At 44.2% G+C, this 15,124-nt stretch carries 17 protein-coding genes; 14 read left to right on the top strand and 3 right to left on the bottom strand.

Annotated elements, in window-relative coordinates; genetic code table 11:
- Window positions 1-128 precede the first annotated feature (128 nt).
- Entirely contained in the window at window positions 129-764 is a 636-nt protein-coding gene (locus OQJ75_RS15525) for a FlgO family outer membrane protein (protein ID WP_248374261.1), read from the top strand.
- Window positions 765-773: 9 nt separating this feature from the next.
- A complete protein-coding gene (gene flgP, locus OQJ75_RS15520; RefSeq protein WP_248374263.1) occupies window positions 774-1,205 on the top strand; it encodes an LPP20 family lipoprotein in 432 nt (143 codons plus the stop codon).
- Between the two features lie 264 nt (window positions 1,206-1,469).
- Here flgP and OQJ75_RS15515 read toward each other — a convergent pair whose 3' ends face one another.
- From OQJ75_RS15515 to flgA, 3 genes are all read right to left on the bottom strand, one after another.
- Entirely contained in the window at window positions 1,470-1,895 is a 426-nt protein-coding gene (locus OQJ75_RS15515; RefSeq protein ID WP_248374265.1) for a flagella synthesis protein FlgN, read from the bottom strand.
- A 66-nt stretch (window positions 1,896-1,961) separates the two neighbouring features.
- The gene (flgM, locus tag OQJ75_RS15510) at window positions 1,962-2,279 is read right to left on the bottom strand and encodes a flagellar biosynthesis anti-sigma factor FlgM (RefSeq protein WP_248374267.1); all 318 of its coding nucleotides are present in this window, start codon (window positions 2,277-2,279) and stop codon (window positions 1,962-1,964) included.
- 179 nt (window positions 2,280-2,458) lie between these two features.
- Window positions 2,459-3,205 carry a flagellar basal body P-ring formation chaperone FlgA gene (gene flgA, locus OQJ75_RS15505; protein WP_265970946.1) on the bottom strand — a complete coding sequence of 249 codons (747 nt, stop codon included), beginning with the start codon at window positions 3,203-3,205 and terminating at the stop codon, window positions 2,459-2,461.
- A gap of 77 nt (window positions 3,206-3,282) precedes the next feature.
- On the opposite strand from flgA, the gene OQJ75_RS15500 reads away from it, so the two are divergent.
- From OQJ75_RS15500 to flgK, 12 genes are all read left to right on the top strand, one after another.
- Window positions 3,283-4,209 carry a chemotaxis protein CheV gene (locus tag OQJ75_RS15500; protein WP_019825285.1) on the top strand — a complete coding sequence of 309 codons (927 nt, stop codon included), beginning with the start codon at window positions 3,283-3,285 and terminating at the stop codon, window positions 4,207-4,209.
- A gap of 11 nt (window positions 4,210-4,220) precedes the next feature.
- Window positions 4,221-5,048, top strand: a complete 828-nt coding sequence (locus OQJ75_RS15495; RefSeq protein WP_004736174.1) for a protein-glutamate O-methyltransferase — start codon at window positions 4,221-4,223, stop codon at window positions 5,046-5,048.
- Window positions 5,049-5,303: 255 nt separating this feature from the next.
- Window positions 5,304-5,699 (top strand): flagellar basal body rod protein FlgB, encoded by a 396-nt coding sequence (gene flgB / locus OQJ75_RS15490; RefSeq protein ID WP_265970947.1) that lies wholly within the window; start codon window positions 5,304-5,306, stop codon window positions 5,697-5,699.
- 4 nt (window positions 5,700-5,703) lie between these two features.
- Window positions 5,704-6,117, top strand: a complete 414-nt coding sequence (gene flgC, locus OQJ75_RS15485) for a flagellar basal body rod protein FlgC (RefSeq protein ID WP_004736176.1) — start codon at window positions 5,704-5,706, stop codon at window positions 6,115-6,117.
- A 17-nt stretch (window positions 6,118-6,134) separates the two neighbouring features.
- Window positions 6,135-6,848 carry a flagellar hook assembly protein FlgD gene (gene flgD, locus OQJ75_RS15480; protein WP_248374273.1) on the top strand — a complete coding sequence of 238 codons (714 nt, stop codon included), beginning with the start codon at window positions 6,135-6,137 and terminating at the stop codon, window positions 6,846-6,848.
- A gap of 50 nt (window positions 6,849-6,898) precedes the next feature.
- On the top strand, window positions 6,899-8,203 hold the full coding sequence (gene flgE, locus OQJ75_RS15475; protein WP_248374274.1) for a flagellar hook protein FlgE: 1,305 nt from the start codon (window positions 6,899-6,901) through the stop codon (window positions 8,201-8,203).
- Window positions 8,204-8,454: 251 nt separating this feature from the next.
- Window positions 8,455-9,204 carry a flagellar basal-body rod protein FlgF gene (flgF, locus tag OQJ75_RS15470; RefSeq protein WP_017056855.1) on the top strand — a complete coding sequence of 250 codons (750 nt, stop codon included), beginning with the start codon at window positions 8,455-8,457 and terminating at the stop codon, window positions 9,202-9,204.
- Between the two features lie 21 nt (window positions 9,205-9,225).
- On the top strand, window positions 9,226-10,014 hold the full coding sequence (gene flgG, locus OQJ75_RS15465) for a flagellar basal-body rod protein FlgG (protein WP_004739713.1): 789 nt from the start codon (window positions 9,226-9,228) through the stop codon (window positions 10,012-10,014).
- A gap of 88 nt (window positions 10,015-10,102) precedes the next feature.
- Complete coding sequence (gene flgH / locus OQJ75_RS15460; protein WP_265970948.1) at window positions 10,103-10,879, top strand: flagellar basal body L-ring protein FlgH; 777 nt, start codon at window positions 10,103-10,105, stop codon at window positions 10,877-10,879.
- 93 nt (window positions 10,880-10,972) lie between these two features.
- Window positions 10,973-12,064, top strand: coding sequence for a flagellar basal body P-ring protein FlgI (locus OQJ75_RS15455; protein WP_248374277.1), 1,092 nt, complete (start codon window positions 10,973-10,975; stop codon window positions 12,062-12,064).
- A gap of 10 nt (window positions 12,065-12,074) precedes the next feature.
- Entirely contained in the window at window positions 12,075-13,010 is a 936-nt protein-coding gene (gene flgJ, locus OQJ75_RS15450; RefSeq protein WP_248374278.1) for a flagellar assembly peptidoglycan hydrolase FlgJ, read from the top strand.
- Window positions 13,011-13,233: 223 nt separating this feature from the next.
- Complete coding sequence (gene flgK, locus OQJ75_RS15445; protein WP_265970949.1) at window positions 13,234-15,114, top strand: flagellar hook-associated protein FlgK; 1,881 nt, start codon at window positions 13,234-13,236, stop codon at window positions 15,112-15,114.
- Window positions 15,115-15,124 lie beyond the last annotated feature (10 nt).

The following is a 15,124-nucleotide window of genomic DNA, read 5'->3' as shown; positions in this document are numbered from 1 at the left end:
AGTGCGTTTTTCTTAATCTGTACCATTAATGAAAAGCAAAGACTGTTCCAACATTGTAATCCATTGAAAAGAATAATGGTGAGAACATATTGGAACAGGTGGCACTAAAACTATCTGGAGATAAGAGAATGAAAAAGTGGCTCGTAGTAGTGAGTGTCATGTTATTGACCTCATGCGCTTATTCGCCAATCTATAACGGTAAGTCTGAATATTCAGGCAGTCAGTTTATGTTGATGGATAGCCCTCGTCATACCATGGATTTTTTCGTGGAAAGTATGACCGAAGATCTGATCATTTCGAATACGAGTATCTCAGCAAGAACTCCGATAGCGATCACTTCGTTTGTTGATTTGCAACATATGGACACAACTAACTGGCTAGGAAACTCGGTATCAGAAGGTTTCATTCATCAGTTTCAACGTCGTGGCTTCAAGGTTGTTGATTTTAAAACGACAGGTTCTATCCAAGTGACTCACCAAGGTGACTTCGCGTTAAGCCGCGATTGGAAAGACTTAGCTCAAGAGCAAGACGTACAGTACGTACTGACAGGCACTATGCTCCGTCAAGAAGGTGGTGTTCTAGTGAATGCTCGTGTGGTTGGAATGCAAACACGTATAGTGGTGGCTTCTGCACAAGGCTTCTTGCCTGCAGACCGTATTGGTCGTGACCTAGATACTCTAAACAGTATTCGAACTCAAGATGGCGTTATCATTCGTTCTGACCCAACGATGACCCAGCCTTATACCGTTATTCTTCGCCCTTAGGAGTTCGAGATGAAGAAGTTAATATTTGTTGTCGCCGCTTTGTTGCTTGTTGGGTGCCAGCCATTGCAAAATATGAGGGCAGACGACTTCTTGGTTGCCGTTGGTTACGCGAGTATCAGTGAGCAGAAAGGTCGTAACGACGAAGAAAGACGTATCCGTGCGATGAGAGCCTCTAAGATTGATGCTTATCGTGAACTTGCAGAGCAAGTCTATGGTATGCGTGTGAGTGGTCGAGCAGAGCTTGAAGATCAACGCCTTGGTACTGAACGTACTTCTGGTGCGGTTGATGGTGTAATCCGCGGTGCAGAAGTGGTGCGCAGTTACCCTGTGGGTGATAGCTATGTAACAGAGCTTCAGCTCGATATTCGTAAGATGGATAAGTTACGTGATTACGGTGAAGTGCAACCAGTGCCTGAGAAGAGACAGCAAACTCTGTTCTAATTTCGGTGTTTGAATTGAATATTCAATGATATTGGCTGCCACTCGCTTTCCAGGTGGCGTATCGGCAACCAATAACTGATATGAATAAAAAGCGGCAAGTATGAAGATACTTGCCGCTTTTTATTTATCGATTTTGTCAGGGCGCTCAAAGGCTGAATTAGACGTTTTGATAAGGGATAACGACAGGAATAGTCTGGGATACAGATACAGATACAGATACAGGCAGAAGGTTAATAAGGGGTATTACTGAAGAGGGAGACTTAACTAGGCTTTTACGTTGGTTCCCAACGTAGAGATAGTATGCGTTTGACCACCGGCATTGTAGGTCATGCCAATTTTCCCGTGGCTTTGTTGCATCATATTGCTGAGTTTTTTGAAGCTAAGCTGTGCTCGATTCAAGGCTTCGCCATTCACAAGGTTCGCTTGCTGGCAATCGTGCACTATGGACTGGATCTTTGTAACTAACTGAGCGAGTTCAGGATTCTCGGTCAATTCTGATATGTTGGTATGGGCTGCGATTCGTTGATCGGTTGATCTTAGCTGTTCAACAAGGATCACTTTGTCTTTGGCAATTCGCTCAATATCGTTTGATTGTCGGCTCGTAATAGCGGTTTTCTCTGAACTTAATAATTCAGATAAGGCTTTGGCATTTTGAAGTTGAAAATTAACTAAATCTGCTAGTGCCGCCATAATGTAAACCTATTCATAACCTCGTGTTCTTTAAGACAATCGCTTCAATCAAAAGTGAGTGCTGGCTTAAAGACCTTTTAATTCATCTTCGAACTTGATCATGTTGTCTGCCAGTTTTTCTGGATCGACAGTGTATGAACCGTTCGAAATCGCTTCTTTGATCGCTGCTACTTTCACAGAATCAAAGCTTGGCTGTGCAGCCATATCTTGATGGAGCTGACCAATCGCTTTGCCTTGTTGGCTCAGTGAAACCGCATCTTTGCTTACTGGTGATTTAGTTGATACATCAGAGCGCGATGCCTCAGAACTAGAATCAGAGCGCACTGCTGAACGGTTAGTGGTCGTTAGGGTTTGCCCTGAACGAATATTATCGATGCCTGCCATAGTTAAGCCTTTTTCTTCAAAAATGGGAACCTGTACAGTCAATATCGACCAAGGGTTCGATTACTTTAGCAATTTTTAGCCCAATAGTCGAAAAGGGACAAAACACGGCAGCTGTAATATTTAGCGTTAGAATTGAGAGTAAAATCACTAATGATTACCACCCATTTAGAAGTAAAGCGTTAAAAGTAAACCGTGACTTCAGACATGCTGGTAACAATCCCTTCAATTATACGCTGTGATTTATCATTTTTCACTCTTACTTGATCACCCATAGATCCATCGGCAAGCGCAGTTCCTTTGGTGGTAATGGTCATGCCACCTTTTACTGCCTGTATGATAACCTTCTCGTTTCGACATACGACACAGATATCACCTCTTTCAACAACATCTCCCGGTCTTAGGTTCTTTTTAACCTTGGCACCGACGACTTGCTCTGGGGCTGTGAAACCTTGGCGACGAAACTTGTTAAGAGAAATCATCGCGGTGGTCACATCGTATTGACCGACAATTTCGCCTCTCGCTAGTGCTCTGGTTGTCGTGACAAGGGGCACCGACATAGAAAGACGTACCGGTACATAAACTCGCCACTCATCAGGAACACATTGCACTAAAACCGTAATACTGCTGCGGGTATTGGTGGTGGTTGAGGCGCTGGTCTCTAAAGGCACTGGGCAGTTTGTTGCTTTGATTCTTGAGTCAACATTTGCTGAATTAACAAAGAGTTCGCCGCCTCGTGGCTGTTCAACGGTATCAAGGATGTGTTGCTCCGCTGCAGACTGAATCATCTCAATTTGTTCTGGGGTCGCAGCTTGTACAAAAAAACTAAACAATATTGATAAAATGCCGATAAACTTAGCGACAGTTTTAAAAGTAGCTCTACACATTGCTATGGAAAGAGGTGGCAAATTTGTTTTATAATACGTCATTCCGTTTCTCTGGTGGTTCGTAGCCTGCAGTAGACTAACACTTTTTATACAAAAAAGTTTGATATGGAGATGAGCTCATGACGGGTATTCTTGATTCGGTGAATCAGCGTACGCAACTCGTCGGTCAAAACCGATTAGAATTACTAACCTTTCGCCTAATGGGGCGTCAGCGTTACGGCATTAATGTCTTTAAAGTAAAAGAAGTGCTTCAATGCCCTAAGCTGACAAAGATGCCAAACTTGAACCCACTGGTTAAAGGTGTAGCACACATTCGTGGCCAAACGATCTCTGTGATCGACTTGAGCTTAGCGATTGGTGGCCGTCCTACAACGGATGTTGAAAAGTGTTTTGTGGTTATCTCTGAGTTTAACCGAACCATTCAAGGTTTCTTGGTCAGTTCAGTAGAGCGCATTATTAACATGCACTGGGAATCGATTCTTCCGCCGCCAGATGGCGCAGGTAGAGCTAACTACCTGACAGCGGTAACCAACATTGATAATGAATTGGTAGAAATTCTTGATGTTGAGAAGATCCTTGCAGAAATTTCTCCTGTTGATGAAACAATGGACAGCAAGATTGCTGAAGATATTGCGAAAGTAGAACAAGAGAAAGAACTGGTTCGCCGCATCTTGATTGCTGATGACTCGACCGTTGCTCGTAAGCAGGTTCAGCGTGCTATTGAGTCGATTGGTTTTGAAGTTATCTCGGTGAAGGATGGTAAAGAAGCCTATGAGAAGCTGATGCAGATGTCATCAGAAGGCAGTATTTACGATCAGATTTCATTGGTGATTTCTGATATCGAAATGCCAGAAATGGATGGATACACGCTGACTGCTGAGATTCGTCGTCACGCCGAACTTAAAGATTTATACGTAATTTTACACTCATCGTTGAGTGGTGTATTTAACCAAGCCATGGTTGAGCGTGTTGGAGCTAACTCCTTCATCGCTAAATTCAACCCGGATGAGCTTGGTGCAGCGGTAAAAGCTGCGTTAACTAACTAAAAGAGACATTAATGACTGCTATAACAATAAGTGATCAAGAGTATCGCGATTTCAGCCGTTTCTTAGAATCTCAATGTGGCATTGTATTAGGTGACAGCAAGCAGTACTTAGTGCGCAGTCGTCTAAGCCCATTAGTAACGAAGTTTAAGTTAGCTTCGTTATCTGATTTGTTGAGAGATGTAGTAACAGGCCGAAACCGTGAGCTGCGTGTGGCTGCTGTCGATGCCATGACGACGAACGAGACACTTTGGTTCCGTGATACTTACCCGTTTGCTGTACTTGCGGATAAGCTTCTACCGGAAATAGCGGCAAATAAACGTCCTATTAAGATTTGGTCTGCGGCAAGCTCTTCAGGCCAAGAAGCGTACTCAATGGCAATGACGATTCTTGAAACTCAAGCTCGTAAGCCAGGTATGCTGCCAAATGTATCGATTACCGCAACTGACATTTCAGCAAGTATGTTAGATATGTGCCGCACTGGCGCTTACGACAACCTAGCATTGGGACGTGGGCTTTCTCCTGAACGTCGTCGTACTTTCTTTGAAGATGCGGGCGATGGCCGTATGAAAGTGAAAGATAACGTCAAGCGCATGGTGAACTTCCGCCCTCAGAACCTGATGGACAGCTATGCATTGTTAGGCAAGTTCGACATCATTTTCTGTCGTAACGTGCTTATTTATTTCTCGCCTGATATGAAGTCAAAGGTACTTAACCAGATGGCAAATAGCCTGAATCCTGGTGGTTACTTACTATTGGGTGCGTCTGAATCGTTAACAGGCTTAACGGATCGTTTTGAAATGGTTCGCTGTAATCCAGGCATCATCTATAAATTAAAGTAACGAGCGGCACCGATATTAGGTGTAACGTTACCATCTAAATTTAAAACCCAGCCAAGTGCTGGGTTTTCTTTTTCCTGCTTAAGCTATATCTTTAAGTCAGAGTGACATTCCAATTTACTCTATTTTTTGGCTTGTATATTGCAAGTTTACCCAAGAGTAACCTGTAAAAGTATTGATAGCCCGCTTTGCTTTAAAAGTTGGTATATATATTGCTTTGGTTATCTCATAACAGTCAGTTCTTGAGTTGAGGTTTACATGGCTATTTCTTTTGACAATGCTTTGGGCATTCACCAACACACGGTTGGTGTACGTGAGCGTAACGCTGAGGTGCTTTCCACCAATATCGCGCAAGCCAACACGCCTGGGTATAAAGCAAAAGGATTAGACTTTAAGAAATCACTGCAAGCGGCAAGTTCTGGGGCAAGTATTGGTCTTAGCCGTACAGATGGTCGGCACATTTCTGCCTCAACAACGGTGATCGGGGAAACGAAGTATCGAATTCCTACACAACCTGATACAGGAGATGGCAACACGGTTGATTTGGATTTGGAAAGAAACCTTTTCATGCAAAACCAAATTAGGCATCAAGCCTCTCTCGACTTCTTAGGAAGTAAGTTCAAGAATTTAACTAAAGCGATTAAAGGGGAATAATTAGATGAGTTTATTCAATGTATTCAATGTAACTGGTTCTGCGATGAGTGCTGAATCTGTTCGTCTAAATACGACCTCGAGTAACCTTGCGAACGCGGATAGTGTAAGTAGTTCTGCTGAAGAAACTTACAAGGCTCGTCACGCAGTGTTCGGCGCTGAGTTAAATAAAGCACGCAACAGTGGTCACACTGTGCCTGTGAAAGTATTAGGTATTGTTGAAAGCGATAAGCCGCTTAGTGCGGAGTACAACCCGGATCACCCATTAGCGAACAACGAAGGCTATATCTACAAGCCTAACGTGAACGTTATGGAAGAAATGGCAAACATGATTTCGGCATCACGTGCGTACCAAACAAACGTGCAGGTTGCTGACTCGAGTAAACAAATGCTGCTGCGTACGCTGCAGATGGGTCAATAAGGATAAGGAGGTAGCACATGGCTGGAATCAACAACAATGTTGGTCAAAGCGGCTTGTCCTATGTTGACCAGCTGAAGAGTCTTCAAGATGGCGCTAAAAAGCCCGACGAAACAACAGGTAAGCAGGATCTTAAACAAGAAGATTTCTTATCTTTGTTGACTAAGCAATTAGCACAACAAGACCCTTTTAAGCCGGTTAGCAATGACCAGATGATTGCGCAAATGGCTTCATTTGCGACCGTAGATGGCATTGGCAAAATGAATACACAGTTTGAAAGCTTGAATTCATCAATGACCTCTAACCAAGCACTGCAGGCATCCTCTTTGGTTGGCCGCGATGTATTGGTTCCTGGTGCGGCAGGTGTAAAACCCGGTGATGGCGGTATGGCGTCAATGGTTAAACTTCCTCAAGCAATGGAAAATGTAATGGTCCGTGTTGAGAACGAAGTTGGCCAATTGGTTCGCACTTTTGATATCGGCTCTAAACCATCAGGTGATACACGTGTTGAATGGGACGGAAAAGACGAAGACGGTAACCCATTGCCGGCCGGTAAATACAACGTGAAAGCGTCAGGTTTATTGGATGGTGAGAACACAGAGTTCCAAGTGTCCAGTTATGCGAACGTGAACAGTGTGCTTCTTGGTAAGGGTGATGGCAACGTACTACTCAATCTGGCTGGTTTCACATCGCCAGTACGACTTGCTGAAGTACTAGAAGTTGGTAAAGCGTAACACTTTAAAAGAGTGATTATGCTAGCTAGAGAGATTAGGAGAATATTGGAATGTCATATGTAGCTTTAAGCGGTCTATCCGCTGCACAACTAGACCTGAATACAACCAGTAATAACATTGCGAACGCAAACACATTTGGCTTTAAAGAGTCTCGTGCGGAGTTTGGTGATGTTTATTCAAGCTCGTTGTTCACTAACGGAAAAACCACCCCAGGTGGCGGTGCGCAAGCTAGCAAAGTTGCACAACAGTTCCATGAAGGTTCAAGTATTTATACCAACAACCCAATGGATTTGAGAGTTAGTGGTACTGGTTTCTTTGCTGTAGCTAAAGATCGTATGGTGCCAGAGATTAATGAATTAACTCGTAATGGAGCATTTCACCTAAATAAAGATAACTACATGGTAACCTCAAATGATGAATTTCTTCTTGGTTATGCAGTTGATCCTGAAAGTGGTGAAGTATCTTCATATGCCCCAAAGCCATTAAGCATTCCTGCTGAGTTTGGTAAGCCAAAGCAAACCGGTAATATTGAAGTAGGAGTTAACCTTCCTGCTAATGGTGATCTTAAAGACCCGGCTGCGTTTAACTTCAATGATTCTGATACTTATAATCGTTCAACATCTTCGACGGTATACGATTCAATGGGGCAGTCTTACAAGTTAACGACTTACTACCTCAAAGATCAAACCCAACCTAATACTTGGCAAACTTATTACACCATGACTGATGGTGAAGGTGAGAAGCCAGTAAATATTACCGGTGGTGATGCGACAAATTCACAAGGCCATATCGGTCACACTATGCGCTTTAACAATGACGGTACTTTAGCGAATTTAAATAACGGTCAGCCGATTATTTCTGAGCAGTTAGGTGCAGGTACAACTCCGATTGATTTAAATGGTGCCGATGTAACTCAAACACTTAATTTCGGTCTAGACTCGTCAACTCAGTTTGCTGCTCCATTTGAATTGACTAAATTTGATGAAGATGGTGCAACCACGGGTTTCCTTACTAAGGTTGATTTTGATGAAGCCGGCAGTGTTCTAGGTACTTACTCAAATGGTGAAAACGTGATGCTTGGTCGTGTTGGTTTGGTACGTGTACCTAATGAGCAAGGCCTGGATAAGAAAGGCGGCACGCAATGGGATTCTACTAGTTACTCTGGTGATAAGATCTGGGGTGAATCGAACAAAGGTTCATTTGGTAGCATCAACAACGGCTCTCTAGAGCAGTCGAACATCGATATGACTCAAGAACTGGTTGATTTGATTTCTGCTCAACGTAACTTCCAAGCGAACTCGCGTTCTCTAGAAGTACACAACCAGCTACAACAGAATATTCTTCAGATTCGTTAATCGTTTAAAGCGTTTGAATCATCTGCGAATACCCAATTCAATGTTATTGAATTGGGTATTGTTGTTTGTCTTTTTATTTGCCGCCCCTATTGCCGCACGGTAATGCCACTGGCAACAATTCTTCCTGAATGATCCTTTGATGATCACCTTTCTTGTTCGTTTTCTATTTAAATTATTGATAAATAACAGTTAAAAATATTGGCACAGTGTTTGCTTTATTAGCCCCAGAAGATGATTTTTGGAGCAAAATTATGGATCGCGCACTGTTTCTTGCCATGAGTGGCGCTAAGCAAAATATGCAAGCTTTGCAGCTACGTGCAAACAACCTTGCCAACGTAAGTACAACGGGTTTCCGTGCTGATTTAGCACAGGCACGTTCAATGCAAGCGTATGGTGAAGGCATGCCTACTCGTGTTTTTAGCATGACAGAGCGTCCGGGACATAATTTCGCTCAGGGTAGTGTGGTTACTACTGGCCGAGATCTAGATGTCACCATTCAAGGTGATGGTTGGATTTCAGTTATGGACAATACTGGCCGTGAAGGTTTAACACGTAACGGTAACCTAAGGGTTGATCAAAACGGTTTACTAACCAACGCAAGTGGTCACTTAGTGCTTGGTGAAAACGACGCACCAATCACGTTGCCTATTCCAATCAGTAAAGTAGAAATTGGTACAGACGGTACGATCTCAGTCATTCCTCAAGGCGCTCCAGCTGAAGAATTGGCCGTGGTTGATCGTATTAAGCTTGTCCGTCCAGACAATCAAAGTTTGTTTAAAGATACGAATGGTCTATTCCGTTCGAAAAACCCAGATCAGGCATACGAAGCAGATGCAGCGGTAACGTTGCTAAAAGGTGCTATCGAAGGCAGTAACGTAAATGCCGTAGGTGAAATGACCAGCCTAATTGACCTACAACGTCAGTTTGAAATGCAGGTCAAGATGATGAGCACAGCAGAGGAAATGGACAAGTCGTCTGATTCACTGCTTCGTATGAGCTAATAGAATTTAAAGGAAATTGCTATGCATCCAGCATTATGGGTAAGTAAAACAGGCTTAGATGCCCAACAAACCAATATCTCAACAATTTCAAACAACCTTGCCAACGCCTCAACCATTGGTTTCAAAAAGAGTCGTGCGGTATTTGAAGATTTGTTCTACCAGAACATTAACCAACCGGGTGGCCAATCGTCTCAGAACACTGAATTGCCAAGTGGTTTGATGTTGGGTGCTGGTTCTAAAGTAGTGGCTACTCAAAAGGTTCACACGCACGGTAACGCACAAACAACGTCGAACAGCCTAGATATGATGATTGAAGGCGATGGCTTCTTCCAAGTTGAGATGCCAGACGGTGAAACAGGCTACAGCCGTAATGGTCAGTTCACTCTGAACGGTGACGGCGCAATCGTAACATCGGGTCAAGGTTACCCTTTGCAACCTGAAATCGTTATCCCTGAAGACGCGATCTCGGTGACAGTAGGTAACGACGGTGAAGTATCGGTTCGTCTTCGTGGTGAGCAAAACAACGTCGTAGTTGGTCAAATCACAATTACAGACTTCGTAAACCCAGGTGGTTTAGAACCAGTCGGTCAAAACCTTTACTTGCCGACAGGTGCAAGTGGTGACCCACAAGAAGGTGTTCCGGGTTTTGATGGCCTAGGTAACATCCGCCAGTCGATGCTAGAAACATCGAACGTAAACGTAACCGAAGAGCTAGTGAATATGATCGAGGCTCAACGTGTTTACGAAATGAACTCGAAAGTTATCTCGTCGGTAGACAAGATGATGAGCTTTGTTAACCAGCAGCTGTAATTGGTTATTTGCCGCTTACTTGTTTCGCATTAATCGACGTGTTTGCCACTGTCTACTATTTACAACGACTTGCTGAGAGTATATCGCCATGAAACGTATTTTTTGTTTAGCCCTGTTAGCTTCGATGACTGGTTGTACAGTACTGGATCCTATTGAAACTCCAGCGCAAGAGAACGCGACCACAGTGGTTGATGCGGTAGAAGGTGATAAGTCGGCAGATGAAAGCTCTGGCATTATCGACACGCTTCGTGGCAGAACCGACCCAATCGCGGGTGATCCAGCATGGGCGCCAATCAATCCAAAAGAAAAACCAGAACATTACGCAGCGGCAACAGGCTCACTGTTCAATATCAATCATATTGGCAGCATGTACGATGACTCAAAACCGCGTGGCATTGGTGACATTATTACCGTAGCGCTAGATGAGAATACTCGAGCGACCAAAAAAGCCAATGCCGACATGTCTAAGTCGAACGATGCATCGATGGAACCTTTGGCTGTGGGTGGCCAAGAGCTGACGATAGACAAGTACAACTTCTCTTATGATCTGAGCAACACCAATACCTTTGCGGGTGATGCGTCAGCCAACCAAAGTAACAGCATCAGCGGCTATATTACCGTTGAAGTTATCGAAGTCTTAGCCAATGGCAATCTAGTGGTTCGTGGTGAAAAGTGGATGACACTGAACACGGGTGATGAGTACATCCGTCTAAGCGGCACTATACGTCCAGACGATATTGATTTCGAAAATACCATCGCTTCAAACCGTGTTTCTAACGCACGAATTCAGTACTCAGGGACTGGCGTGCAAAAAGATATGCAAGAGCCTGGATTCTTGGCACGATTCTTTAATGTATCACTGTAGAGCTTGAGAGGGTGTCGACATACTGACAGCTTCTATCGCGCACCATATCTAGCTAAGCTATTATAAATTAAAGCAATACAGACAGGTTACTCAATGAAAAAACTAACACTCGTACTATTCGGCATGCTATTTCTTGCCACCAGTGCCCATGCTGCGCGTATCAAAGACGTGGCAAAAGTGGCGGGTGTTCGTAGTAACCAACTTGTTGGCTACGGTTTGGTGACAGGTTTGCCGGGTACAGGTGAGACAACTCCCTTTACCGATCAAACATTTAACGCGATGCTGCAAAATTTTGGCATCCAATTGCCGCCCGGCACTAAGCCAAAAACAAAAAACGTAGCGGCCGTTATTGTGACTGCTGAATTGCCAGCCTTCTCTAAGCAAGGTCAGGAAGTTGACGTAACCGTATCTTCTATCGGTTCGGCAAAAAGCTTACGTGGTGGCACACTGATACAGACCTTCTTGAAAGGTCTAGACGGTCAAGTGTATGCGGTCGCGCAAGGTAACTTGGTAGTAAGTGGCTTTAGTGCACAAGGTAACGACGGTTCTAAGATTGTCGGCAACAACCCTAATGTTGGCATCATTTCTAGCGGCGCAACAGTAGAACAAGAGATCCCAACCCCATTTGGCCGTGGCGACTACATCACCTTTAACCTAATCCAATCAGATTTTACAACGGCTCAGCGTATGGCTGATGCGGTTAACAATTTTTTAGGTCCACAAATGGCATCTGCGGTTGACGCGACGTCAGTAAAAGTTCGCGCTCCTAGAGAAATCAGCCAACGTGTGGCTTTCCTCTCTGCCATCGAAAACATCGAATTCGATCCTGCAGAGGGCTCTGCAAAAATCATCGTTAACTCACGTACTGGTACGATTGTGGTTGGTAAGCACGTTCGACTAAGAGCGGCGGCGGTAACCCACGGTGGTATGACGGTTGCAATCAAAGAAAATCTAAACGTAAGTCAACCGAATGCATTCTCTGGTGGCCAAACGGTAGTGGTTCCTGATTCCGATATTGAGATCACGGAAGGCGATGGCAAGATGTTCAAATTTGAACCTGGCTTAACGCTGGACGATTTGGTCCGCGCAGTCAATGAAGTGGGCGCTGCACCTTCTGATTTAATGGCAATCCTTCAAGCACTGAAACAAGCGGGTGCGATTGAAGGCCAGTTGATCATTATCTAAGGAGTAAAGCATGATTAAGAACAACAATGACATCGGCTTTATTCACGACATCGGCAGCTTAGACCGTCTTCGTCAACAAGCAGTAAACGGTGAAGAAGGCAGTGAAAAAGAAGCACTCACAGCAGCTGCAAAACAGTTTGAATCGATTTTTACGTCGATGCTGTTTAAGTCGATGCGTGATGCAAACTCTAGTTTCAAGTCAGATATGCTGAACAGCCAGAACGAGCAGTTCTATCGTCAGATGCAAGATGACCAAATGGCGAGTGAACTCAGTGCATCAGGTTCACTTGGTCTTGCGGATATGATTGTTGCTCAGCTAAGTGCAGGCCAAGCAAGTGATGCGACAGAAGATAAGGTTCGTAGTGAAGGTTTTGATACTTCACTGCAAAGACCTCAGTATTCAGGCCGTTCAGAAGAGAAATTCTCTGAAGTTCAATCAGCTAAGTCAGCAACAGCCATGTCAGCAGCAAAACAACCCGCTTCATTTGATTCTCCAGAATCGTTTGTTACGTCGATGAAGCCTTACGCTGAAAAAGCGGCGAGCGCACTCGGTGTTGACTCGTCACTGCTATTGGCACAAGCAGCACTTGAAACAGGTTGGGGCTCTAAGATGATTAAGAACTCTTTGGGCAACAGTAATAACCTATTCAACATCAAAGCAGATAGAAGTTGGAAGGGCGATAAGGTCGCGACTCAAACGCTTGAGTTCCATGGCAAAACAGCCGTTAAAGAGTCAGCGTCTTTCCGTTCTTACTCTAATTTCGAAGATAGCTTTAATGATTACGTGAAGTTCTTGAACGAAAACCCAAGATACGAAACAGCGCTACAGCATCAAGGCAATTCAGAGAATTTCATCAAAGGCATTCATCAGGCTGGTTACGCAACTGACCCTAACTATGCAGAAAAGGTGTTGCGAGTTAAAGCCAAGATTGATGAGATGAACTAATCACCTTTAATGAACATTGAGAGCTTGCCATTGGCAGGCTCTTTTCTTATTTTCCCCTTCCGATCTTGCCACGTCTCTCATCGTTATCTCCTTATACATCAATAAATTATTGTCTTTTATCTCTCCGCTTTCTCTGTTGGCACATATATTGCTAAATATCTTAGTAATATGCGGTTGTAGTTAATCAGTTTATCCTGATTTTGTTAAGTTTTTTGGGGGTATTATGGCGTCGGATCTTCTGAATGTAGGGGCACAAAGTGTTCTTACTGCTCAGAGACAGCTAAACACCACTGGTCATAACATTTCTAACGCCAACACAGAGGGCTATAGCCGCCAATCTGTGATTCAAGGTGTTAATGACCCGCGTCAGTACGGTGGCCAAAGCTACGGTATGGGTGTGCATGTGGAAAATGTTCGCCGCTCTTGGGACCAATTTGCCGTCAACGAACTTAACTTATCGACAACCAATGCCGCCAATAAAGGTGATACCGAAGCCAATCTAGACATGCTGTCGAGCATGTTGTCATCGGTTGCTTCGAAGAAGATTCCAGAAAACCTTAATGAATGGTTTGATTCAGTTAAAACATTGGCCGATACACCGAATGACGTTGGTGCGCGAAAGGTTGTATTAGAAAAAGCTGGGTTATTAAGTAAAACGTTGAATGAGTTTCATGAAACGGTTCGCCAACAGTCTGATTCTACGAACAAAAAATTAGACATGGGTATCGAGCGAGTTAACCAACTTGCTTACGAGATCCGTGACGTACAACGCTTAATGATGCGAACTCCTGGGCCTCATAACGACCTACGAGATCAGCACGAAAAGCTAATTAATGAGCTATCTGGTTACACCAAAGTGACGGTAACGCCGCGCTCGAATGCCGAAGGGTTTAACGTTCATATCGGTAATGGTCACACCTTGGTTTCAGGTAGTGAAGCAAGTCAACTGAAAATGGTTGATGGCTTGCCCGATGCGCATCAACGTCGTTTAGCGATTGTTGAAGGTAAGTCTTTAAAACCGATCACCAGCAGTGATATCGATGGAAAAATTGGTGCCATGCTAGACATGAGAGACGAGCATATTCCAGCAATCATGGATGAGCTTGGCCGTTTGGCGACCGCGTTTTCATACGAAGTAAATAGTCTTCAAGAACAAGGTTTGGATCTTAACGGCAACGTAGGTAAGGACCTGTTTACCGATGTGAACTCAGAGCGGGTGGCAAAATCTCGTGTCACGGCTAGCGGGCAATCAAAAGCAGATGTTGCGGTATATATTGAGGATACCTCTGCCCTAAAAGGCGGTGAGTATGGCCTGAAATACGATGGCAGTGATTATGTCGTGACTAAGCCGAACGGTGAGAGCGTTAAGATGGCAACCGACTCTAGCGGTAGCGCTTTTTATCTTGATGGCATGCGAGTGGAAGTACGTAATCCTCCTGAACTAGGAGAGAAACTGTTACTGCGTCCAACGCGTAATTTTGCCGCTCAGATTCAGATGGAAACCAAAGATCCAAAAGACATCGCTGCTCAAAGCTATGAAGCTTCGACCACGTTTGCCAAGGGTACTGCTGGGTTCAAAATCATAGAGGCGGGTCAGCTGCGTGAGTTTGAAGTGATTGTTTCACCAAAAGGTGAGCAGTTTGCTGTGACTGACCCGAAAGGTAATATTTTAATGCAGCCGCAGCCGTACCCACCACAAGGACCTGTGACCATCAATGGCACGACCTTTGAGTTAACCGGTGGCGCGGTGGCAAACGATAAATTTACGGCAAACCTTGTCCCATCAGAAGGTGATAACGGAAACCTACGTAAACTACAAGATCTCCAAACAGGCAAGATGTTGAATGATGGCGAGTCTACGATTTTAGAACTTTATCACAACTTGAATACCAATACGGGCTTGAAGTCTTCAACGGCAAATCGCTTGAATGATATCGCAACGTTAGAAAAGCAGTCAGCTCAAGAACGTATTGCTTCGATCTCGGGAGTTAACCTCGATGAAGAAGCGGCAAATATGATGAAATTTCAACAAGCGTATATGGCTTCTTCACGCATCATGCAAGCAGCCAACGATACGTTTAACACTATTTTGGCTCTGAGATAGGAAGGTATAA

Source organism: Vibrio sp. 14G-20 (genome assembly GCF_026241515.1).
Lineage (GTDB): Bacteria > Pseudomonadota > Gammaproteobacteria > Enterobacterales > Vibrionaceae > Vibrio.
The sequence above is the reverse complement of the archived record's forward strand: the minus strand, read 5'-3'. Positions and strand labels throughout refer to the sequence as shown.